The sequence below is a fragment of the Pseudomonas sp. SK2 genome (assembly GCF_016772395.1).
GTDB lineage: Bacteria > Pseudomonadota > Gammaproteobacteria > Pseudomonadales > Pseudomonadaceae > Aquipseudomonas > Aquipseudomonas taiwanensis.
This window is the reverse complement of the sequence record NZ_CP061944.1, coordinates 1,920,812-1,942,164: the sequence shown is the minus strand read 5'-3', so window position 1 is coordinate 1,942,164 and position 21,353 is coordinate 1,920,812. Positions and strand designations below refer to the sequence as shown.

The following is a 21,353-nucleotide window of genomic DNA, read 5'->3' as shown; positions in this document are numbered from 1 at the left end:
CTCGTTTCCGCAGGACTTTAGGCCAAGAGTACCTGGTACTACTACGATATCCAGGGCCATCTGTATCGCATCCGCTACCCGGACGAACGCTCCGAGTGGCTGTTCCGCGATGAGCGCAAGAAGCTCCTGCGCCACGTGCACGCCGATGGCAGCGAAGACCGCTACGACTACGACGATCAAGGCAGCGTCATTCGCCATATCCGTGCCGACCACAGCAAGACGCACTTTGCCTACGACGACCGTCGTCACCCGATCAAGATCCGCGACGCAGAAGGCGGCCTGTGGCTGCGTGATTACGACCGGAAAGGCAACCTGGTCGAAACCACCGACCCGCTGGGCAACAAGACCGAATTCGCCTACACGCCTTCGGGCCTGGTGAAGGCGATCAAGGATGCCAACGGCAACGAGAAGAAGCTGGCGTACAACGCGGCGGACCAGCTGATCGAGTACACCGACTGCTCGGGCAAGACCAGTCAATGGGAGTACGACGACGTCGGTCGTCTGGTGCTGTTCACCGATGCGGCGGGCAACAAGACCACCTACGCGTACAAGGCCGGTCAGCTGGCGAAAGTCACCCACCCCGACAACACCGAAGAGCGTTTCGAACGCGATGCCGAAGGCCGCCTGTTGGCCCACGTCGACGCGCTGGACCGCTGCACCACCTGGTCCTACGACGCGGCCGGCAAACTGGTCGAACGGGTCGACGCCAACGAGCACACCTTGCGCTACCGCTGGGACAAGCTGGGCCGCCTGATCGGGCTGGAGAACGAGAACGACAGCAAGGCCACGTTCCTGTACGACCCGGTCGGCCGCCTGCTGGAAGAAAAGGGCTTCGATGGTTTGGTCACCCGCTACCAGTACGACCCGGACAGCGGTCGACTGGCCAGCACCCAGGTCGGTCAACGCCGGATCGACATCACCTTCGATGCCGTCGGGCGTCTGGCCTCGCGCACGGCCCGCCAGGGCGACCAGCGCCAGGAAGAAACCTTTGCCTACGACGGCAACGGCAAGCTGATCCAGGCCATCAATGCCGACAGCAAGCTGCAATGGTTCCATGACGAAGCGGGCAACCTCACTCGCGAGCATCAGTACTACCTCAAGACCGCTGTGCCGATGGTCGCGGTGTGGAGGCACGAGTACGACGCGCTGAACCTGCGCACGGCGACGATTCGCCCCGATGGCCATAAGGTCAGCACGCTCACCTACGGCAGCGGTCACGTGCTGGGCATGACCATCGACCAGCATGAGCTGCTGGCCTACGAGCGCGATGATCTGCACCGCGAGGTCGTGCGGCACCAGGGCAACCAGCTGATGCAGACCCAGGCGTGGGACCCGGCGGGTCGCCTGCAGGAGCAATGGCTGGGTAGCCACGACGGCAAGTCCACGTTGCTCAAGCGCCAGTATCAATACGATGCCGTCGGCCAGCTGACCGACATCCACGACACCCGCCGTGGTCACCTGGCCTATCAGTACGACCCGGTGGGCCGCCTGCTGCAAGCCACCAGTCGCCTGGGTGTCGAGACCTTCGCCTTCGACCCGGCCGGCAACCTGCTGGACCAGAAGACCCAGGAACTCAACCGCCCGCTGGAAAGCGACCCGCGTCGCAACAAGCTGATGGACAACCTGCTGCGCGAGTACGCCGGCACGCATTACCAGTACGACGAACGCGGCAACCTCATCCACCGCCTGCACAACGGCGACAAGGCCCGCCTGACCTGGGACCTGTTCGACCGTCTGGTCCGCTTCGACGATGGCAAGCTCAGCGTGGCATACAGCTACGACGCGCTGGGCCGTCGCCTGCACAAACACTCGACCGCGCATCACTACGACGATCCCCGTGCGGGCAGCGGCTGGAACCAGATGCAACGCGCCAAGCGCCAGCGCGAACTGGGTTGCGGTTACACGCTGTACGGCTGGGATGGCGACAACCTCGCCTGGGAAAGCTCGCCACCGCAGGACGAAGGCGAGACTGGGCGGACGGTGCATTACCTGTACGAACCGGACAGCTTCGTGCCCGTCGCGCAGGCGCTGCGCAAGGCACCGATTCGCCTGTTACGGCAGCCGGACTGGCGTGGACGCGAATACGACATCGACCAGGACCCGCTGTGGCAACACGAAGTGAAGCCGCAGCCGATCGATGCGATTGCCTGGTACCAGTGCGATCACCTCGGTACGCCGATGGAGCTGACCGACCACCACGGAGAGGTGGCGTGGGCGGGGCAGTACAAGGCGTGGGGTGACGTGCGCGAGGTGCGCTCGGAGTGGGCCAAGCAGGTTGGGATGAGCAACCCGATTCGCTTCCAGGGGCAGTACCACGATCATGAGACCGGGCTGCATTACAACCGGTATCGGTACTATGATCCGAGGGTTGGGCGGTTTGTGAGCCAGGACCCGATTAGCTACGGCGGCGGTTTAAACCTGTTTGCCTATGCGCCGAACCCTGTGGAGTGGATTGACCCGTTGGGGCTGTGGAAAGGACAGCCGCGTCAGTCGAATGGGCGGTTTGGGGCAGGGAAAGATCCTTCGATACCGTGTCCGTGTGAGACCGAGACCTCAGAAAAAGTTCATGGCAATAACTTAAATACTACTGCTTTAGCAGTTGGTTACACGCTGAGAGATCGTAATGATGATGAAAAAATTATGAAGTTTGGCGAAACGACGATGGGCACAAGACGGTATACAAAAGCATATCTCGATAAAAATAACGTGAATATGCAGATCGAAGTTTCTGGCACGAAAAGGGAGATGCATGCTTGGCAGCATCGGCAGATCTTGGATTATAAGGCTCATAACGGAGGGGGTAGGCCTCCTTTGAATAAAAGCGATTTCTAGGAGTGGCTTATGAAAGTTTGGATGTCGAGCGAGAAGGAAGCGCTGGTAGGTAAGGCTGAGCACGCTGCTCGTAACAAAATCGAGCCTGTAATAAATCGAATTTTAGACAAGGTTAATTTGGTCGGCGACCTCGAGAAGTGGAGTGTTATTTTTATAATTATGCGCGATGAGTGGTTGGAAAGTTATCCGGAATTGAAACGCTATCATAAGGCAAAAAAAGATGTAGAGCTGCGAGTGCAGTTGCCATTTTCTGAGTTTAGAGATGCTGATGAAAACCAGCAGGTCAACCTACTGCTAGACGCACTGTTGCGCTCTGTAGATATGATGGGTGAAATGAAGAACTTAAAGCTAAAATATGAGGATTACTATTTGTTAAAGGAAGTGATTGAAAGGGCGCGTTTAGAATTAAATCCTACTTAGGCGCTGGACGAAAAGAGATGTCGCAAACACTGCATGGAGCAAGCCAGCGAGACCGTGGCTTCTTAGCTTTTCGCGAGCTTGTCGAAACGTGTCACGATGCGCCTATTTTCTTTCAGCTAGCCAAACATGCGCTCGATGAGGTTGCGTTGTCGGTACTTGGGCCTTTCAAACAGTCTGGGTAGGCCAGGTTTGGGTTTGCGCTTCATTCCACTGCGACTGCGGCCTAGAGCGTGACCGGTAGGCTCGTCAGCCCCCCTTTTTCCGAGCGCCAGATGAGACTCGGGTTGCGCGTACTGCGGTTGAGTCGACTATCCAGGTTTGCAAATCGATCAACCCTTGCTCATTCAATCTCAGATGTAACCGTTTGAGCATCTGATCGAATGCCCCATGATGACGCCAGCCTCGAAACCGTTGATACACCGTTGACCTTGGGCCGAAGCGCTCCGGAACATCTCGCCACGCAGCCCCCAAGCAGAGCACCCAGCGCACACCATCGAGCATCAGGCGTGACCAGCATGAGCTGCTGGCCTACGAGCGCGATGCTCTGCACCGTGAGGTGGTCCGGCATCAGGGCAACCAGCTGATGCAGACCCAGGCGTGGGACCCGGCGGGTCGCCTGCAGGAGCAATGGCTGGGTAGCCACGACGGCAAGTCCACGTTGCTCAAGCGCCAGTATCAATACGATGCCGTCGGCCAGCTGACCGACATCCACGACACCCGCCGTGGTCACCTGGCCTATCAGTACGACCCGGTGGGCCGCCTGCTGCAAGCCACCAGTCGCCAGGGAGTCCCGACCTTCGCCTTCGACCCGGCCGGCAACCTGCTGGGCCAGAAGACCTAGGAACTCAACCTAAACGCTGGTGCACGCCGAGCCCCAAGGCGGTGTACAGTACCCCCACGAAAATCCCAGGAGCCTGACAATGACCGCAACGCTGTCCCCCCTGAAAATCGACTGCGATTTCGATTCCGGCAACATCCAGGTACTGGATGCCAGCAACCCGAGCCGGGTGCACCTGGCCATCCGCCCGGACACGCACAGCGGCCATTTCCAGTGGTTCCACTTCAAGGTCAGCGGTCTCACGCCCGGCCAGGTCCATCGCTTCAGCCTGGACAACGCTTCGCAGTCTTCCTACAAGAACGCCTGGAGTGGCTACAACGCGGTGGCGTCCTACGACCAGCAATCCTGGTTCCGGGTCCCCAGCCAGTTCGATGGCAAGGCCCTGTCATTCGAAGTGAAGGCCGAACAGGAGCAGATCTGGTTCGCTTATTTCGAGCCCTACCCCCGCGCCCGTCACAACCAGCTGATCGAACGCGCCCGGCAGATTCCGGGAGTCGAGCTGCTGGCTAGCGGCCGCAGCGTGCAGGGCCGCGATATTCCGTTGCTGCGCGCAGGCGATGGCGCTGCAAACAAACGCAAGTTGTGGCTGATCGCCCAGCAACATCCGGGCGAGCACATGGCCGAGTGGTTCATGGAGGGTGTGATCGACCGCCTGCAAGCCAACGACGCGGTGGTGCAGCAACTGCTGGCCAAGGCAGACCTGTACCTGATCCCGAACATGAACCCCGACGGCGCCGTCCTCGGCCACCTGCGTACCAACTTCAAGGGCAAGGACCTCAACCGGGCCTGGCAAGACGCCAGCGTCGAGCTCAGCCCAGAAGTGTTCTTCGCCCAGGCGCAGATGAAACAGTACGGCGTGGATGCGTTCATCGACGTGCATGGCGATGAGGAAATTCCGCATGTGTTCACCGCCGCCTGTGAAGGCAACCCAGGGTACACGCCGCGGCTGGCGAAGCTGGAGGCGCAGTTCCGCAGCACGCTGTGCAGGGTGACGCCAGACTTTCAGACCGAATATGGCTATACCCGTGACGAACCGGGGCAGGCCAATACGACCCTGGCGTGCAATGCGGTGGGCATGGCCCATGACTGCCTGTCGCTGACCCTGGAGATGCCGTTCAAGGATCATGACGATGCGCCCAACCCTGAGACCGGATGGTCGGGGGCGCGGTCGAAAGCGTTGGCCGGGGCAGTGTTGGAGACATTGTCGAAGATGGTCGATGATTTGCGTTGAGGTTGTCGGCGTCCTCGCCGGCCAGCCGGCTCCCACGAGGCTGTGGGGGCCGCAACAGCGGTGTCAGAACTGCACGTCCAGCACCACATTATCGATGTAAGTCGCCGCCGGCGGTGTGGCCTGGTCGGTGTATACCTTAGCGTTGTAGTTGAAGACCTGGCTCCCGGTACCAGTCCCATTGCCCGGGTTTATGTCGGCATCGCTGCTCGAACGCCGGGCGCTGCTCAACGCCCCCCAGCGCACCGCACCGGCACTTTTGAAGATGTCGTACGCCAGGTAATTGTTGGCGCTGGATTTCATCCGGCGCCGTCCGCCCGATACGTTCTGCCCGTCGTCCAACCCTACCGTGTAGCTGCTGCCCTTGGTACAGGACAAGCTCACGCTCTGGCTAACCGTGCCAAACCCACTCACCACCGGCGCGCTGGCGAAACTGATGTTGGGTGTGGTGATCTGGCAGTCGTTGCTCACGGTCAGGCTCACATTGAGCGACCTGCTGCCACTACCGGAATCTCGCCCCGCCAGGCACAGGCCGCCGACGGCGACCCCCACGCAATAATCCCAGTTCCAGGAAAGGGTCAGGGTTTCCTGGTACAAGCCTGCCGCCACATTGCTGCCGATCTGGGTCCTGAAGTACAGCGGCACGGTTTTGGGCGCAGTGCTGCCAAGCAGCCCGAGTGCTTCGAGGATGCCCTTGGGTGCGAAGTCGAACGCTGGTGTGCCGCGGCTGATGGGATAGGACGTAGTGTTATCGCCATAGATCGTATAGGGGATGACATCCCCCGTCGGCCCAACCAGACCGGTCGTCGACGATGTGATCGTGAGATAGAAATGGTCAGTGGTCGACAGCAGCGCCAACAAAGAGCCCGTGCATTGAAGCCCGGCATTGGTTGTGGAGGCACTCTGCACGACGGTGCGTACCAGGGTCGAGTTGACCGTGCCGAAAGCAGCGGGCGCGGTCGATACCAATGTGCATCCCGCCCAGGCAGGCCCGGTCGACACCAGTGCGCACGACAGCAAGCCGCCAAGTCTCACCTTCATCGGCACACCAGTGGGCCGATCAGTGGAATCGAGCCCTCCCCTTCAGGCAGATCGAATTCGACCTGACATTGCCCGCCCCCTTCCAGGTCGACGCGCAGGCGGTTGTGCGGCGACAGATTCTCCAGGTACACCAGGCCATCCCAGCCGACCACCGCCTGTCCACCGCTTTGCTGGTGGGTCACACGGCTGCCCAGCTTGAGTGCCTGCTGGCCAACATCGACCAGTTCGATGCTCGCCGCCATCACCCGCTTGAGCTGAAATTCCAGCAAATAGCCGCTGCCTCGCCGCACCGCTACTCGCTGCTCCACCTCTGCCGCCAGGATGTCCGGCGGCAGGTTCATGGGGTCGATCTCGTACTTGCCGCGGTAGTAGCCGCTGCCATAGGGCACCAGCAGGTGGCCGTTCCGGTCGGTACGGCCCACCTCCTGGTTTTCGTAGCGCACGGGGATATCGGCATAACCGCCGGTGCTGACCACTACGAAGGCATCGTCGATGCGGTTGGCGGCGAACAGGCCGGCGTCCATCCACACCAGGGAACCGGTGGCATCTGCCCAGCGGGTCATCGCGCCACTGCTGCCGTAGGCCCCGACCTGCAACTGCACCGACTGCAGGCGCCAGGTCACATCGGCTTGGCGGTAGGCGTCGCGGTCACCGCCCGTGGCGTACCCCAGGTTGTAGCCAACTCCACCGCCCAATGGCACGGCGCGGCTATAGTTCACGCGTTGCAGGTCTTCGCCCTGCTGACTGCGCTCGGTACTCAGGGCCAGGGTTCCGTGCAGGTCGAACGGGATCACCAGCTGGGCCTGCACTGCCCACTGGCTGTCGCCTATCTCGCGATTCGCCGACAGATACAGGCTGCTGTTGCCCCAAAGCGGCTTGCTCCAACTCAGGTTGAGCAGGCGGGTCCGTGTGCCATCGCCGGCGCGCACATCGAAATAGCCGGCACCGAGGCTACCGTACCGATTCAGGTTCAGACTCGCGGTGACCTGCTCGCTGCGCTGACTCAACTGCATGTCCGGGGTATCGACCCGTGACAGATCAGCATAGCCGCCGTGACGCTGCAAGCGCTGATAATTGAAACCCAGCCGCTGGCTGTTGAATTGATAGCCGAACGCGACCTGATGGCCTTTTTCCCCCTCGAACTGGCTTTGGGCCAGGGCCGCATTGAGCACGCCGAAGTTACCCAGCCGCATGTTCCCGCCCAAGCCACCGAGCAACAGCGATTCGGCGGTCTCGACATGGCTTTCCAGGGTGAAGCTGTCGGAAACGCCATGGCGCAGGCTGGCTGAGGCGACGCCTGGGCCATAGCTGAAGTCGCGCACGCCATAGTCACGGCGCAAGCTGCCAGCCGCCACCGAAAAATCCGACAAGCCTTTCTGCAACAAGGTGCTGGTGACATAGAACGGCAAGGTGGTGGAAACCTGACGGCCGAGTGCGTCGGTGGTGACTACCACGGCCTCACCCGCACCGTTGATGAAAGGCACGTTAGTCAAGGTGTAGGGGCCCGGTTGCAGCTCGGTGGTGCTGCTCTTGTAGCCGTTGATGAAGAGGTCCAGCGACGTCGGCACTGCTGCTTCACCGGCAAATGCCGGCAGTGGGTAGGTGACCAGGTCCGGCCGGGCGCCGAAGTCGCGCGACACCTGCACACCGCCGACGCGCACCGATCCGGTCCAGGGCAAAGCACCGGTGACCAGGTCACCGGCATCGTAGGTCAGCAGGCGCTGTTCGTCGGTGTAGCGCCATAGGGTGTCATAGCGCAGGAAACCCTGACGGCTGTCATCGCCTGGCATGCGCTGGAACGACTGACGCCACTGGCCGGTGGTGGCAAACGAGCCCCAACTATCGAACAAGCGCAGTTCATTCCAGGCAGCGAGGTAGGTACCACCCTCATCGGTATCATTAAGGTAGAGGTCGTAGTTGAACAATGCGCCGAAGCTGCTGCGGGCGTCGCTGGGTGGATACAGGTTGCGATCGCCGACCTGCTGGTCTGGCAGCCATGCGGGGGGCACTTGCAGCATAAGGCGCTGGTTCTGACTGTCGTAATCGACGTGAAGGCTCTGCACGGCATCCAGCTCCACTTCCCCTTGGGGGTTGCCCGGCAAGTCGATACCCGCACTGCGAAGCACGTCGCTTTCCAGATAGAGACGTCCGTTGCGCTGCTGGACCGGTACCAGTTCAACCCTGGGCACTTGGTTCACCCATACATCGAGGTACAACGTGGCGTCGGCGACGGCAGCCATCTCCGTGGGAGGCGGCGGCAGGTCGTCGGCCACGCCGAGGTTGGGGCTTAACACAGCAGCCCCCAGGCACCATGGACGCGCCATCAGTGACAGCCATTTCACGCACGGTTTCCAACCATTGCCGGGGCCCCCTTGGCCACTGCCTAGCAATCAGCTGAAGATTCATTGGCCCTGACGGATAGCCTCGGCCACTTCCTGGCCATTGATCCGCCCTTTGAGCACACTGCCAGCGTTCGGCGCCAGTGGTGCCGGCCAACGCATGCTGGCACCCGGCAACACATAGCCCAGCAAGCCTTCGGCCAGCGGCTTGGCCTGACTGCCCTGCTGTACCACCACATCCGTCAGGCGTGCGTGGACAGGGCCAGTGTTGCGCAACTCCACATAGGGCTTGCCCTGTATCGTGACCGCACGCCAACTCAGTTGCGGCTTGCCGACACTGTCGACGCTGCGCTTGCCCTCGGGATCTGGCTTGCCCCACAAACCCTCGCCGTAGACGAACAACGGCACCGAATAGCGCATCTGCAGGCGAATGGCCGCGGTGGTGCCTTGGCTGGCATTGTCGGTGGGCAGCGGCGAAGGGATTTCATCGATGATGATGCGGTATGCCTGCTCCTGGCCGGCAGGTGAACTGCCGGTGCGGGTCAGTCGTACGAGTTGCTTCTGCCCCGGCGCGATGGTGGCCACGGGCGGGCTGCCGATGATGTCGCGCTGGGCCTGGAACTGCTCCTGGTAATCGCCTTGGCGCCAGGCGAATACTCGAACCTGCAGGCTTGCCGGCGCCGTCCCGCGGTTTTCCAACCACAGCGCACCGGCTTTCTGGCCCGCTTCCAGCACCGGGTCGATCGGCCAGATCAGCACCGAGGTGGCCGCCCCAGCCGGCAAACAGACCAGCAGCAACCCCCCGATCAATCCTCGCGCACACTTCGCGCCTGACGCCATACTGCTCTCCTTGATTGCTTGTCATGGTTGCCGGCTGCATCACCAGGTCACCGTCACCTGCACCACGTCGGTGTAGATGCCGGCTGGCAAGGTGCCGCTCAACAGCGTCCGGCCATAGACCGGTAACTTGATCGCGGTGGGGTCGGCGTAGCTGACGTTTAGGCTCGCCCCAATCCCCAGCACCTGGCTGTAGGCGGCATCGCTGTAGAGTTGATACGCCAATAATTGGCTTCCACCGCTGCGCTTGAGGTTGCGTGTACCACTGGCGGAGTTCTGGCCGCCGTCCAGGCTCATGCTCAGGGTCACCCCCGGGGTGCACTGGAACGTCACCGTGGTGCCGCCCAGGGACGTGTTCAGGGTGCTGGTCGACAACGCCGACTGGGTACCGAAATCCAGCAGGCCATAGTTGGTCGCGCCGCCGATCACCAGGCAGCCAGCAACGATTTGTGCGGAAACCTGGAATGTGCTGCTGGTCGCCGCATCCAAAGGCGCGGCCAGCAGCGCCCCCGCCCCCGCGAGGCAGATGTTCGTCCATGGACGCATGACTCAGAACGACAGCTCGACCGCCACGGTGTCGGTATATACCCCCGCCGGCAGGCCAGCCTTGCCCCGTGCCTGACCGTACAGGTTGACGGACTGGGCCACGCCTGTGCTGGTCGGTAAGGTTATGGTGCCGTCGATGGGCAGCAGCGTGGTGCGCCCGGCATCGGTATAGAAGTCGTAAGGCACGAAATTGCCATTGCCATCGGACAAGGCTCGCGTCCCACCACTGGACTGGCCATCATGAGTGCCCGTGCGCACCTTGATCACCGGCACGGTGCCTGCCGAACAGAGGATGCTCATCGCGGAGGCGCCACCGAGCACCTGCGCGTTGGCGCTGGTGAACAGGGCTTCCTGGCTGCCGAAGTTGAGGGAGCCGAAGTTCAACCCCGAGTCGCCTGAAGTGCCGTTGACCTGGCACGCGGCAGTCAGCGTGAGCGTCGCACTGATGGTGCCAGTCACCGTGGCGGCCTGAGCCTGGTACGCCAGCGCCAATCCGAGGCCGGCGAGGATACAACGGGTGATTGTCGTGCGCATCGGAGTCTCCTTGCGTGATTACCAGTCCAGAGTCACTCTCAGGGTGTCGCGATACAGCCCGGCCGGCAGCGCGCGCGATTGCGCTACCACCACGCCGTAGATGGGAATCGGGATCTGCTGGGCGCTGCTGATGGTGAACGCGCGTGCCTGGCCAATGCCGTAGTGGCTATTGCCACCCGGGTCCAAGGCCAGTTGGTAAGGGATGGTTTCGCGGCCGTTGCTGAGCCGACGCACACCATCGCTACCGTTGAGGCCACCATTGATTCGCACGTTGAATGCCCTGACTTCAGGCGTGCAGCTGATCCTCAGGCTGCCCTCACCGCCCACTTCGTCCACCCGCCCGCGTAACGGCTGGTCCCAGCTCGGCCCGCGCGCGCCGAAATCCATCACCCCCGGATTGGCCAGGGTAGCGGGCTGATCGGTACCGTTGCTGATCTGACAGGCCGTGCTGATGACCAGGCGCGCCTGGATGAACCCGGTGGTGGTGCCATGGGCTATGCCACTGGGCAACAGCAGTGGACCAAGGCTAAGCAACAAGATCGAGGTTCGGTTCATGGCGTCGCGTCCCTGGTCATGGGGCTTCCTACCAAGTCACTGTGACTTTGAGCATGTCAGCGTAAAGCCCCGCTCGCGGGACCCAGGCCAGGCTGTCGATACGGGCGTAGAGCGGAAGCGCCACCGAGCCGCTGTCAGGCACCCGTGCCGAGTGCGGCACACCCGCCGCTACCGGCTCGCGCCAAGCGGCATCCCGGTATAGACGATAAGGAATCGGACGGGACTTGCCGTCGTTGCTCGCCAGGTAGCGTAGCTCGCCGACTCCGCCATGCTGGCCACCATCGACCCGCACCTGATACGGCGTATCAGGATTGCATTCCAGGCGCGGGGGGCGCCGGCTGATCAGCACGCCGCTCAACGGTGTGCCTGGGCCGTCCAGGCGTGCGGCGGCCCCCAGATCGATTCGTCCCAAGGCCTGCGCGCCGGCGTCGCGTTGCTGGTTGACCAGCATGCAACCGCGCTCTACCTGAACCCGCACTTCCACAAGGAAGTCAGTCGCCACGGCATTGCCGCTCAACAGCAGGCCCAACAGCGCGGCCAGAAGGCGTTCCGTCACTCTTTTATCCTTGTATTTATGTGCTGGATTTCAGCGTAGCAGCGGAATGCAGTTCCCGTGATGGCTTTGAGCCACTCTTTTGTATTAACTCTGACGCGCGACGTGGTGCCAAATGAGTAAGAAAATTTACCCATACACCGAACCCGCGACGCTTCCCATGCCTCAAATAGCTATTGGGCCGGTAAAGCGGCCTACATTCTGTTACGTTAACCACCATTCAACAGCCTGTATCAGACGCATGCACGATGCATGGGCGCAGAAGGACAGGAGTTTTCATCGATGACTTTAGACAAAGCGCTTGCCGAAGCCCTCGAGCGGTGCGCCCAGGAGCCGATCCAGGTCCCAGGCAGCATTCAGCCCCATGGGTTTTTGCTGGTGCTGGACGAGCATGATCTGCGCGTCCTTCAGGCCAGCGACAATACCGAACGCTGGTTGGGCGTGCCGGCCAGGGAGCTGCTGGGCAGCCTGTTCGCCGACCTGATGAGCGGATCCTTCGACCTGCGCGGGCACCTTGCGCGGCTGCCTGCGCAGGAAGTGTTCCCGTTTCACATAGGCGATGTGCGCCTGCGCCCTGGTTCACCCTACGGCGACGTCCTGCGCTTGTTGGTCCATCGTCACGACCAGGTGCTGATTACCGAGTTCGAGCCTTTGCGCACGCCGCAGGGCCTCGAAGCCCATGGTGACTACTATCCGCTGGTTCGGGGTTTCGTGGGTAGCCTGCACAAAGCCGGCAGCCTCCAGGCATTGCTGCAACAGTCGGTGGAGCAGATCAAGCGCATCACCGGCTTCGGTCGGGTCAAGGCCTACCGCTTCGATGGCGAGGGTAATGGCGAGGTACTGGCCGAAGTGGCGGATGACGGTTATCCGAGTTACCTGGGCCTATGCTTCCCGGCCTCGGACATTCCGCGCCAGGCCCGCGAGTTGTACCGGGTCAACCGGATTCGGGTGATCGAGGACGCCCATTATCAGCCGGCAAACCTGGTTCCCGCCGCCAACCCGCGCACGGGCAAGACGTTGGACATGAGTTTCGCCACCCTGCGTAGCGTTTCGCCGGTGCACCTGCAGTACATGCGCAACATGGGCACCCTGGCGTCGATGTCGCTGTCGATCGTGGTCGATGATCAGCTGTGGGGCCTGATTTCGTGCCACCATGCGCAGCCGCGTCCCGTGGATTTGCGCACCCGCACCGCCTGCGAACTGCTGGCCAGCGTGCTGTCGCTGCAGATCGAGTCACGCGAATCCCATGCCCGTACCCGCATGCTGCTCGACCTGCGCCAGCATATCGTGCAGATGATTTCGTCGATGGCCGACCATGACAGTGTCAGCGAGGGCCTGCACCAACTGCCGCAGGTACTGCTGGACTTTGCCGGTGCAACCGGGGCTGCGGTCATCTCCGCCGAACGCTGCGAGCTCATCGGCCAGACACCACCAGTCGCGCAGGTGACTGCACTGGTGCACTGGCTGTCCCGGGATGACGAAGTGGTATTCCATAGCGACAACGTGGGCCGCGACATCGACGAACTTCCCGAGCTCACCCGTCACGTCGCAGGTGTGCTGGCCGTGGCGATTTCGCAGATCCATTCGCATTACCTGCTGTGGTTCCGGACCGAGCAGGTTCGCACCGTGCAATGGGCCGGGCGCCCTGAAAAACATATCGGCCCGCAGGGCAATCTCGACCCGCGGCACAGCTTCGAACGCTGGCAGGAAGAGGTGCGTGGCTACAGCGAACCGTGGGACCCACTGCTCATCGAAGGCGTCGTCGAGCTGCGCACCGCGGTGCTGGGCATCGTCCTGCGCAAGGCTGAAGAGCTGGCACAACTGGCGAACGAACTGCGTCGCTCCAACAAGGAACTGGAGGCCTTTTCCTATAGTGTGTCCCACGATCTGAGGGCGCCGCTGCGCCACATTGCCGGGTACAGCGAACTGCTTGGGGAAATCGAAGGTGAAGTCCTCAGCCCACGTGGCAGGCGGTTCTTGCAGCACATCGGCGAGGCAGCGCAGTTCGCTGGCAGCCTAGTGGACAACTTGCTGAACTTCTCGCAGATGGGCCGCTCTGCCTTGCGCCTGTCGGACGTTGACCTCAACGCCCTGATCACCGCCATTCGTAGCGATCTCGCGCCGGACTACAAAGACCGGGAAATCGTCTGGGACATCGCCGATTTGCCAAAGGTGCACGCCGACCCCGCCTTCATCAACATGGCCTTGCAGAACCTGATCGCCAACGCCATCAAGTATACCCGCGGGCGAGCGCCGGCCCGAATCCAGATCAGTGCTGTGCAACACCCGACAGAAATCGAGATCTGCATTCGCGATAATGGCGTAGGATTCGATATGGCCTATGCCAACAAACTGTTCGGCGTGTTCCAGCGCCTGCACCGCATGGAAGACTTCGAAGGTACCGGCATCGGCCTGGCGAGTGTGCGACGCATCATCGAGCGCCACGATGGCCGGGTGTGGGCCGAAGGCCAGATCGACCACGGCGCTGCATTCCATTTCACCCTTCCACGTGACCCCTCGATTTATTGAGGCACCTGAAACCATGCTCAAGCCTATCCTGCTGGTCGAAGACAACCCCCGTGACCTGGAGCTGACACTTCTGGCCCTCGAGCGCAGCCAGTTGGCCAACGAAGTCATTGTCCTGCGCGATGGCGCCGATGCCCTTGACTACCTGCTGCGCCGTAATGCCTATGCCGGGCGCGACGATGGCAACCCGGCCGTCTTGTTGCTGGACCTGAAGCTGCCGAAGGTCGACGGCCTGGAAGTGCTCAAGGAAGTTCGCGCCACCGCGGAGCTGCGCAGCATTCCCACGGTGATGCTGACCTCCTCGCGGGAAGAGCCCGACCTGTTGCGTGCCTACGAACTCGGAGTCAACGCCTACGTGGTAAAACCGGTGGAGTTCAAGGAGTTCGTTGCCGCGATCTCCGACCTCGGCGTGTTCTGGGCCGTGCTCAACGAGCCACCTCCCGGATCACTGAGGCTGAACCGCCGTGGCAACAATTGAGGCGAGCGCAACCATGCTGCCGACTCCGCTGAAACTGCTGATGGTCGAAGACAGCTCGATGGATGCCGAGCTGACCTTGGTGCGCCTTGAACGCAGTGGGCTACAGGTGCAATCGCAATTGGTCTTCAACCATACCGAGGCTGAACATGCCCTGCGCGAAAACGACTACGACCTGATTCTCTGCGATTGCGTGCTACCCGGCTCATCGGGCACCGAAGTGCTGGCCATCGCCCAGCGCCTGGCGCCGGATGTGCCGTTCATTTTCTTGTCTGGCATCTACGGTGAAGAGCATGCGGTGGAAATGATCCGCCTGGGTGCCACCGACTACGTGCTGAAGAAGAACCTGCCACTGCTGCCCAAGGCGGTTCGCCGGGCCCTGACCGAAGTGCAGGAGCGCCAGCGTCGGCGTCGCGCCGAAGAAGCGCTGGCCGATGTCGAGGCACGGGCCCGCATCGCCATCAACGCGGCAGGCATGGGCACTTGGGATTATCGACCCCAGGAAGACGTGCTGCTGTGGGATGACCGTTGCAAGACCCTGTTCGGTCTGCCCACCGACACCGAGATGAACCTTGAGGTGTTCTACGCCGGCATCTACCCCGACGACCTGCAAATGGTCCGGGACGCCGTCAACCAGGCCCTTTGCACGGACAGCGACGGGCATTACAGGGTCGAATTCCGAATCGCCCTGCGCAACGGCATGGAGCCCCGCTGGTTGCTTAGTAGCGGCCAGAGTCAATGGGTCGATGGCCGGTGTGTACGCTTTTCTGGTGTGCTGCAGGACATCCACACCCAGCGCATGGCCACCCAGGCGCTCAAGCAACTCAATGAGATGCTCGGCGAGCGGGTGGAACGCCGCACTCGCGAGCGCGACCGCGCCTGGGAGCTGTCCCAAGACCTGTTGGCAGTGCTCAACAAGGACCTCACCCCCGTCGCGCTGAACCCAGCATGGGAGGCCAGCCTGGGGTTTTCCCGCGAGCGTCTGAGCCAGGTTTCGCTGTTGCATCTGCTTCCCGAGGCCGACCAGGAAACCCTGCTCACCGAACTGGCGGCCCTGGCCCATGGTCGCACCAGTGCCCGCTTCGTCAGCCGCATCCAGCATGCTGGCGGACAGCAGCGCTGGTTGTCTTGGGTGGTGGTGCCTGAAGACACCCTGCTGTATGTGGTAGCCCGTGACATCACCAGCGAACGTGAGTCCGCGCTGGGTCTGGCAGAAGCCAACACCCGCCTGCGCGAACAGATCACCGAGCGTGAGCGCATCGAGGCCGCACTGCAGCAAATGCAGCGGCTGGAGGCGGTCGGCCAGCTCACCGCCGGGGTCGCCCATGACTTCAACAACCTGCTGACGGTGATTCTCACCGGCGCCTCCTTCCTCGAGCGCGACCTGGCCAAGGCCGACATGGATAAAGCCCGCTCTCGCCTGACCCACATCCGTGAAGCCGGGGAGCGTGGCGCCAAGCTGACTTCGCAGTTGCTGGCATTTTCTCGCCGTCAACGTCTGGAACCTGTCCCATTGAACCTCAACCAGACACTGGCCGGGCTGGAGGAACTGCTGCGCCGCACCCTGGGCGGCAATGTCGCGGTGCGCCTGGACCTGGACACCAACCTCTGGCAGGCGCTGACCGACCCGACCCAGACCGAGATGATCATCCTCAACCTGGCGATCAATGCCCGCGATGCCATGACCGACGGCGGCCAGTTGACGCTCTCGACCCGCAACACCCGGATCAAGGCACGTCCCCAACGTCCGGAAGACCCAGAGCCTGGCGAATACGTGATGCTGAGTATCCGCGACACCGGTTGCGGCATGAGTGAAGAGGTGCTGGCCAAGGTCTTCGAACCCTTCTTCACCACCAAGGACATCGGCAAGGGTTCTGGTCTGGGTCTGGCTCAGGTGTTCGGTTTCGCCAAGCAATCCGGCGGTGGCGTGCGCATCGACACCGAGCCAGGGCGCGGCACCCAGGTCGCGGTCTACCTGCCGGCGGTCAAGCAAGAAGTCGAGGCAAGGCCGATCGTGGCCAGCATCGCACCATCGGTCAGCGAGAGCGGCCGGGACCGAACCGTGCTGCTGGTGGATGATGACCATCTGGTACGCGACATGATCGGCGATGTGTTGCGCCAGTACGGCTATCAGGTGCGCCAAGCGCACAACGGCGAGCAGGCACTGGCACAACTGGACGAAGGCATCGACCTGCTGCTGACTGACTTCGCCATGCCTGAATTCAATGGTGCCCAGCTGGCCGTGGCCGTGCGTGAGCGCTTCCCGCGCCTGCCGGTGGTGTTCCTGACCGGCTATGCCGAACTGCAAGGCCTGGAGTTGCCGGGCAGCCTGGTGATCCAGAAACCGGTGCAGGCCGAGGAATTGGCGCGGATATTGAAGGAATTGCTCGGCATGCCAGGATAGGCATGATGCGCAGAAACGACTTTACCCAGCGCCGATCGACTCCGCACTGAGCTTTGAATGTTCTACGGGAAAATGGCAGGGGCGGCTGGATTCGAACCAACGCATGGCAGGATCAAAACCTGCTGCCTTACCGCTTGGCGACGCCCCTGTATCGGAAGTAACGATCATTAACTTGATGTTACTTTGACAATTCCAAGTGAGTGACAACTGGGTTGTTGTCTTGGAATGCGCGGCACTTTAACAACATTATTCGTACCTGGGAAGCCCCTAGTGCAAAAAAAATTGCAGTAAAACAGCGAGTTAGTGTTTTTCGGTATTCGAACGCCAGCTACCGCACAAGCAAGTCGAGGGTAGCTGGATCGGCTTCCCCGGCATAAAACTGCAAAAGCGCCTGGTCGATCACGCTGTCATGCGGGTCGACCTGGGCGAACAGCGTGAGGCAGGAACGAAGCTTCAGATCGTCAGGCCGACCAAGGATCTGGCGAGCTGTCTTATCGGTGTGGGGCAGCAACGCATCGATGCATTGCAGCAAGCGGGCGCCCAGCAGCGGATGGTTCAGGTACGCCCGCGCTTCGGCCAAACCGGAAATCGCGTAGCGCTCGGCCATGGCGCTGTGCCCGAGGCCATCGAGCTGCGGAAAGATGAACCACATCCAGTGGCTGGTCTTGTGTCCAGCCACAAGCTCGCTCAGCACACGCGGGAACACCTGCTCCTGCGCGTCCACGAAGCGGGACAACTGAAAGTCATCGCTCATCTGGGCACCTCGCTTGCAATTGATGGGGGCTGCACCGCAACCCTGAGCGCTCAGCGATCCCCCTCAGCTCAATCCGATACATCGCCTGCAACGATGATTGCCTCCAAGTTTCATTATTAGTCAAAATAGACGGCTTCCCGCAGACTGCACCCTGCCCTGCCATAGCCCAAGGAGGCTTCGTCTTGCCCGCCTGGATTCCGTCCCCTTTGCGTCAGCTCGGCCAGCGCCTGCGCGCCGGTATGTCCAATGACAGCGAGTTGCTTGCCTGGTTCGAAGACAAGGCCAGTGCCCGTGGCTACCAGCTCAGCGAGGGGCAACGCAGGGTCATCCAGTGCATGTCCGAGCAACTGGCCCGACTGGCGCAAGGCCAGCCTCGCAGCCTGTACCTGCATGGTTCGGTGGGCCGTGGCAAAAGCTGGCTGCTCGACGGTTTCTTCCAGGCCGTGCCGGTGCAGGCCAAGCGGCGCCTGCATTTCCACGATTTCTTCGCCCGCTTGCACCAAGGCATGCATCGCCACAGGGCCCTGGATGACGCCCTGGGCGCGACGCTGGACGAGCTCCTGGGCGATTGCCGGGTACTGTGCTTCGACGAGTTCCATGTGCACGACATCGGCGACGCCATGCTGCTCAACCGCTTGTTCAGCGCCTTGTTCGAGCGCGAAATTTTCCTGCTGGTAACCTCCAACTATGCGCCGGAGGGCCTGCTGCCCAACCCGCTGTACCATGAACGTTTCCTGCCGGTGATCCGCCTGATCAACAGCCGAATGCAGGTGCTGGAAGTCAGTGGCGATACCGATTTTCGTAGCCTGCCGGCCAACCGCGAGCACCAGCGTTTCACCTACGGCAGTTTTGTATGGCCTGGCGATGCTGCACAACGCCGGCTGCTGAACGTGCCAGCGCTGCAACCGATCATGCTGGAGGTCAACAAACGCCCCCTGCGCGCGTTAGCCACAGCAGGCCGACAAGTGATGTTCGCGTTCGAGGACTTGTGCGAGCACGCCACAGCGGTCATCGACTACCTGGTGCTGACGCAACAGTACGATGAATGGATCATCGACCGGCTGGATGATTTGTCGGAGTGTTCATTGGCCGCGCAGCAACGCTTCGCCAACCTGGTGGATGTGCTGTATGACCAGGACAAGCAACTGACGGTCATCGGCCAGCGACCACTGGCCGACAGCCTCGGTGGCACGCTCGCCGACCTGATGCGCACGCGTAGCCGCCTGGGGCAGTTGCATCAAGTCGGACCGGATCGCGACTAGCTTCTTGTGTTGCGCTCGCTGACCCTACCGCGTGCAAGCCAGCTGCTGCTAGTGCACCGGTCACCCAAGGCCGACACGGCACACGGTCCATGTGGACGCGGCCCCGCGTCGCGAAAGAGCTGCGCAGAGCCCCAGCCATCGTGACACCGAAGCCAGGGCTCTGCGGCACGATAGCATCTAACCAGCCCGTGGCAAGTCGGCCAGCACTGCTTCGATCTCCCCCAGCACCGCTGGGTCATCCAGGGTCGACGGCGGCACATAGTCCTGGCCATCGGCGATCTTGCGCAGCACCGCCCGCAGGATTTTCCCTGAACGCGTCTTGGGCAAGCGCTTGACCAGGCGTACCCGGTTGAAGCACGCCAGCGCGCCAATCTCTTCACGCACACTGCCGACCAGCTCGACCAGCAGCTGCGACTCGGCAATGCCCTCCCCGTCCTTGAGCACCACCAGCGCCAACGGCACCTGGCCCTTGATCTCGTCATGCACGCCGATCACCGCGCATTCCGCCACTGCGGGATGTCGTGCCACCAGGTCCTCCATCTCGCCAGTGGACAGGCGATGCCCGGAGACATTGATCACATCATCGGTGCGCCCCATGATGTAGACGAAGCCGTCATCGTCCAGATAGCCGCCATCACCGGTGTGGTAATACCCCGGATAAGTCCGTAGGTAAGCCTGCAGGTAACGTTCGTGATCACCCCATAGCGTCTGGCTGCAACCCGGCGGCAGCGGCAATGCGATGACGATCGAGCCCTGATGATTCGGCCCAAGCAGGCGCCCTTCGTCATCCAGCACGCGGACGTTGTAGCCGGGTACCGCTCGGTTGCTGGATCCAGGCCGCGCCGCGCTGCCTTCCAGGCCCACGCAGGGGGCGGTCACCGGCCAGCCGGTTTCGGTCTGCCACCAGTGATCGTGCACTGGTTTTCCGCTGACCCGTTCCAGCCACTCGTGGGTACTGGAGTCGAGCTTCTCACCCGCCAGGAACAGGTGGCGCAGCGAACTCAGGTCATGACGACGGATCAGTTCTCCGTCCGGATCCTCCTTGCGGATCGCACGCATCGCCGTCGGCGCACAGAACAAGGCGTTGACCTTGTACGCCTCGACCACGCGCCAGTAGGCCGAAGCATCCGGCGTGCGAATCGGCTTGCCTTCATAGAACACCGTGGTGCAGCCATTCATCAGCGGGCCGTAGACGATCAGCGAATGGCCCACCACCCAACCCACGTCGGAGATGCCCCACCACACATCGCCAGCCTGCATGCCATAGATATGGCGCATGGCGTAGCACAAGGCGACCGCATTGCCACCGTTCTCGCGAACGATGCCCTTGGGTTTTCCAGTGGTTCCGGAGGTGTACATGATGTAAAGCGGGTCGCCGGCTTCCAGCTCCACCGGGGGCACCGGCTTGGCGTCGACAAGGGCCTGGTTCCAGTCAAGATCGCGCCTTGCCTGAAGCTCGGCACGCGCTTGCGGACGTTGCAGCACCAACACCTGCCTGGGCTGGTGCCTGGCCAGTTGCAAGGCACGATCGACCAGCGGCTTGTACTCGATCACCCGATCGAACTCCAATCCGCACGAGGCCGTGAGCAGTAACGTTGGCCGGGCATCGTCGATACGCAAGGCCAGTTCATTGGCGGCAAAGCCACCGAACACCACCGAGTGCACCGCGCCGATACGCGCACAGGCGAGCATGGCCATGGCCGCCTGCGGCACCATGGGCATGTAGATGATCACGCCGTCACCCTTGCCCACGCCCAGCTCACGCAGCAGTCCGGCCAGGCGTGCCACCTCATCGCGCAACTGGTTGTAGGTGAAGCTTTGCTTCACGCCGGTGACCGGCGAATCGTATATCAGCGCCAGTTGCTCGCCCCGGCCCTGCTCGATCTGATGGTCCAGGGCCAGGTAGCAACTGTTCAGGCGACCGTCGGCGAACCAGCGGTGGGTGCCATCAGGGTTCTGTTGCAGGGTTAGGGAAGGCTTGCGGTGCCAGGCCAGCCGTTCGGCCTGTTCGGACCAAAAAGCAGCAGGGTCGGAAATGGAATGGGTGTAGCTGTGCTGGTAAGTCATGGCGAAGGAAACCCGGTACTTGTTGTTATTGAAGGGCGGATATTGAGTATGGACCCGCACGCCGGGGCCGCCATGGGACTAAAGTCACAACCGACCTGCAAATTTGCAGACAACGCAATTGCGCCCCATAACAGTGCAAAGC

Annotated in this window: 15 protein-coding genes, 1 tRNA gene and 3 pseudogenes; 8 read left to right on the top strand and 11 right to left on the bottom strand. The window is 61.9% G+C overall.

Going from position 1 to position 21,353, the window contains the following annotated elements; genetic code table 11:
• Positions 1–24 precede the first annotated feature (24 nt).
• Positions 25–2,469 (top strand): annotated as a pseudogene (locus IF103_RS08610) (RHS repeat-associated core domain-containing protein); the annotation flags it as partial.
• A 372-nt stretch (positions 2,470–2,841) separates the two neighbouring features.
• A complete protein-coding gene (locus tag IF103_RS08605; protein ID WP_023379718.1) occupies positions 2,842–3,252 on the top strand; it encodes an Imm44 family immunity protein in 411 nt (136 codons plus the stop codon).
• Here the strand turns inward: IF103_RS08605 and IF103_RS08600 are convergent.
• Positions 3,249–3,759: pseudogene (locus IF103_RS08600) on the bottom strand (transposase); the annotation flags it as partial. The gene IF103_RS08605 and the pseudogene IF103_RS08600 sit on opposite strands and share 4 nt — an antisense overlap.
• A 1-nt stretch (position 3,760) precedes the next feature.
• On the opposite strand from IF103_RS08600, the pseudogene IF103_RS08595 reads away from it, so the two are divergent.
• Positions 3,761–4,090 (top strand): annotated as a pseudogene (locus tag IF103_RS08595) (RHS repeat domain-containing protein); the annotation flags it as partial.
• 82 nt (positions 4,091–4,172) lie between these two features.
• Positions 4,173–5,321, top strand: a complete 1,149-nt coding sequence (locus IF103_RS08590; RefSeq protein WP_023379716.1) for a M14 family metallopeptidase — start codon at positions 4,173–4,175, stop codon at positions 5,319–5,321.
• A 63-nt stretch (positions 5,322–5,384) separates the two neighbouring features.
• Here IF103_RS08590 and IF103_RS08585 read toward each other — a convergent pair whose 3' ends face one another.
• From IF103_RS08585 to IF103_RS08555, 7 genes are all read right to left on the bottom strand, one after another.
• Positions 5,385–6,359 (bottom strand): Csu type fimbrial protein, encoded by a 975-nt coding sequence (locus IF103_RS08585; RefSeq protein ID WP_023379715.1) that lies wholly within the window; start codon positions 6,357–6,359, stop codon positions 5,385–5,387.
• Complete coding sequence (locus IF103_RS08580; protein ID WP_189672992.1) at positions 6,356–8,683, bottom strand: fimbria/pilus outer membrane usher protein; 2,328 nt, start codon at positions 8,681–8,683, stop codon at positions 6,356–6,358. Before IF103_RS08580 ends, IF103_RS08585 begins: the two co-directional genes overlap by 4 nt.
• A 78-nt stretch (positions 8,684–8,761) precedes the next feature.
• The gene (locus tag IF103_RS08575; RefSeq protein ID WP_023379713.1) at positions 8,762–9,538 is read right to left on the bottom strand and encodes a fimbrial biogenesis chaperone; all 777 of its coding nucleotides are present in this window, start codon (positions 9,536–9,538) and stop codon (positions 8,762–8,764) included.
• Positions 9,539–9,577: 39 nt separating this feature from the next.
• Entirely contained in the window at positions 9,578–10,081 is a 504-nt protein-coding gene (locus IF103_RS08570) for a Csu type fimbrial protein (RefSeq protein WP_023379712.1), read from the bottom strand.
• Between the two features lie 3 nt (positions 10,082–10,084).
• Positions 10,085–10,615 (bottom strand): Csu type fimbrial protein, encoded by a 531-nt coding sequence (locus IF103_RS08565; protein WP_023379711.1) that lies wholly within the window; start codon positions 10,613–10,615, stop codon positions 10,085–10,087.
• 18 nt (positions 10,616–10,633) lie between these two features.
• Positions 10,634–11,170, bottom strand: coding sequence for a Csu type fimbrial protein (locus IF103_RS08560; protein WP_023379710.1), 537 nt, complete (start codon positions 11,168–11,170; stop codon positions 10,634–10,636).
• A 28-nt stretch (positions 11,171–11,198) separates the two neighbouring features.
• Positions 11,199–11,726 (bottom strand): Csu type fimbrial protein, encoded by a 528-nt coding sequence (locus IF103_RS08555; RefSeq protein ID WP_027907733.1) that lies wholly within the window; start codon positions 11,724–11,726, stop codon positions 11,199–11,201.
• 279 nt (positions 11,727–12,005) lie between these two features.
• Here IF103_RS08555 and IF103_RS08550 point away from each other — a divergent pair, with 279 nt between their 5' ends.
• Genes IF103_RS08550 through IF103_RS08540 form a run of 3 tightly spaced genes read left to right on the top strand, consistent with a single transcriptional unit; the run spans position 12,006 to position 17,128 of the window.
• A complete protein-coding gene (locus tag IF103_RS08550; RefSeq protein ID WP_023379708.1) occupies positions 12,006–14,252 on the top strand; it encodes an ATP-binding protein in 2,247 nt (748 codons plus the stop codon).
• Positions 14,253–14,265: 13 nt separating this feature from the next.
• On the top strand, positions 14,266–14,727 hold the full coding sequence (locus tag IF103_RS08545; protein WP_023379707.1) for a response regulator: 462 nt from the start codon (positions 14,266–14,268) through the stop codon (positions 14,725–14,727).
• A 13-nt stretch (positions 14,728–14,740) separates the two neighbouring features.
• Positions 14,741–17,128, top strand: a complete 2,388-nt coding sequence (locus IF103_RS08540; protein WP_023379706.1) for a hybrid sensor histidine kinase/response regulator — start codon at positions 14,741–14,743, stop codon at positions 17,126–17,128.
• A 73-nt stretch (positions 17,129–17,201) separates the two neighbouring features.
• Here IF103_RS08540 and IF103_RS08535 read toward each other — a convergent pair.
• Together IF103_RS08535 and IF103_RS08530 are read right to left on the bottom strand one after the other, a co-directional pair.
• A tRNA-Gln gene (locus tag IF103_RS08535) sits at positions 17,202–17,276 on the bottom strand.
• 180 nt (positions 17,277–17,456) lie between these two features.
• Complete coding sequence (locus tag IF103_RS08530; protein ID WP_023379705.1) at positions 17,457–17,882, bottom strand: DUF1810 domain-containing protein; 426 nt, start codon at positions 17,880–17,882, stop codon at positions 17,457–17,459.
• Between the two features lie 182 nt (positions 17,883–18,064).
• Here IF103_RS08530 and zapE point away from each other — a divergent pair, with 182 nt between their 5' ends.
• Complete coding sequence (zapE, locus tag IF103_RS08525; protein ID WP_202676021.1) at positions 18,065–19,144, top strand: cell division protein ZapE; 1,080 nt, start codon at positions 18,065–18,067, stop codon at positions 19,142–19,144.
• Positions 19,145–19,321: 177 nt separating this feature from the next.
• Here zapE and IF103_RS08520 read toward each other — a convergent pair whose 3' ends face one another.
• The gene (locus IF103_RS08520; RefSeq protein ID WP_104882686.1) at positions 19,322–21,211 is read right to left on the bottom strand and encodes a propionyl-CoA synthetase; all 1,890 of its coding nucleotides are present in this window, start codon (positions 21,209–21,211) and stop codon (positions 19,322–19,324) included.
• Positions 21,212–21,353: the final 142 nt, after the last annotated feature.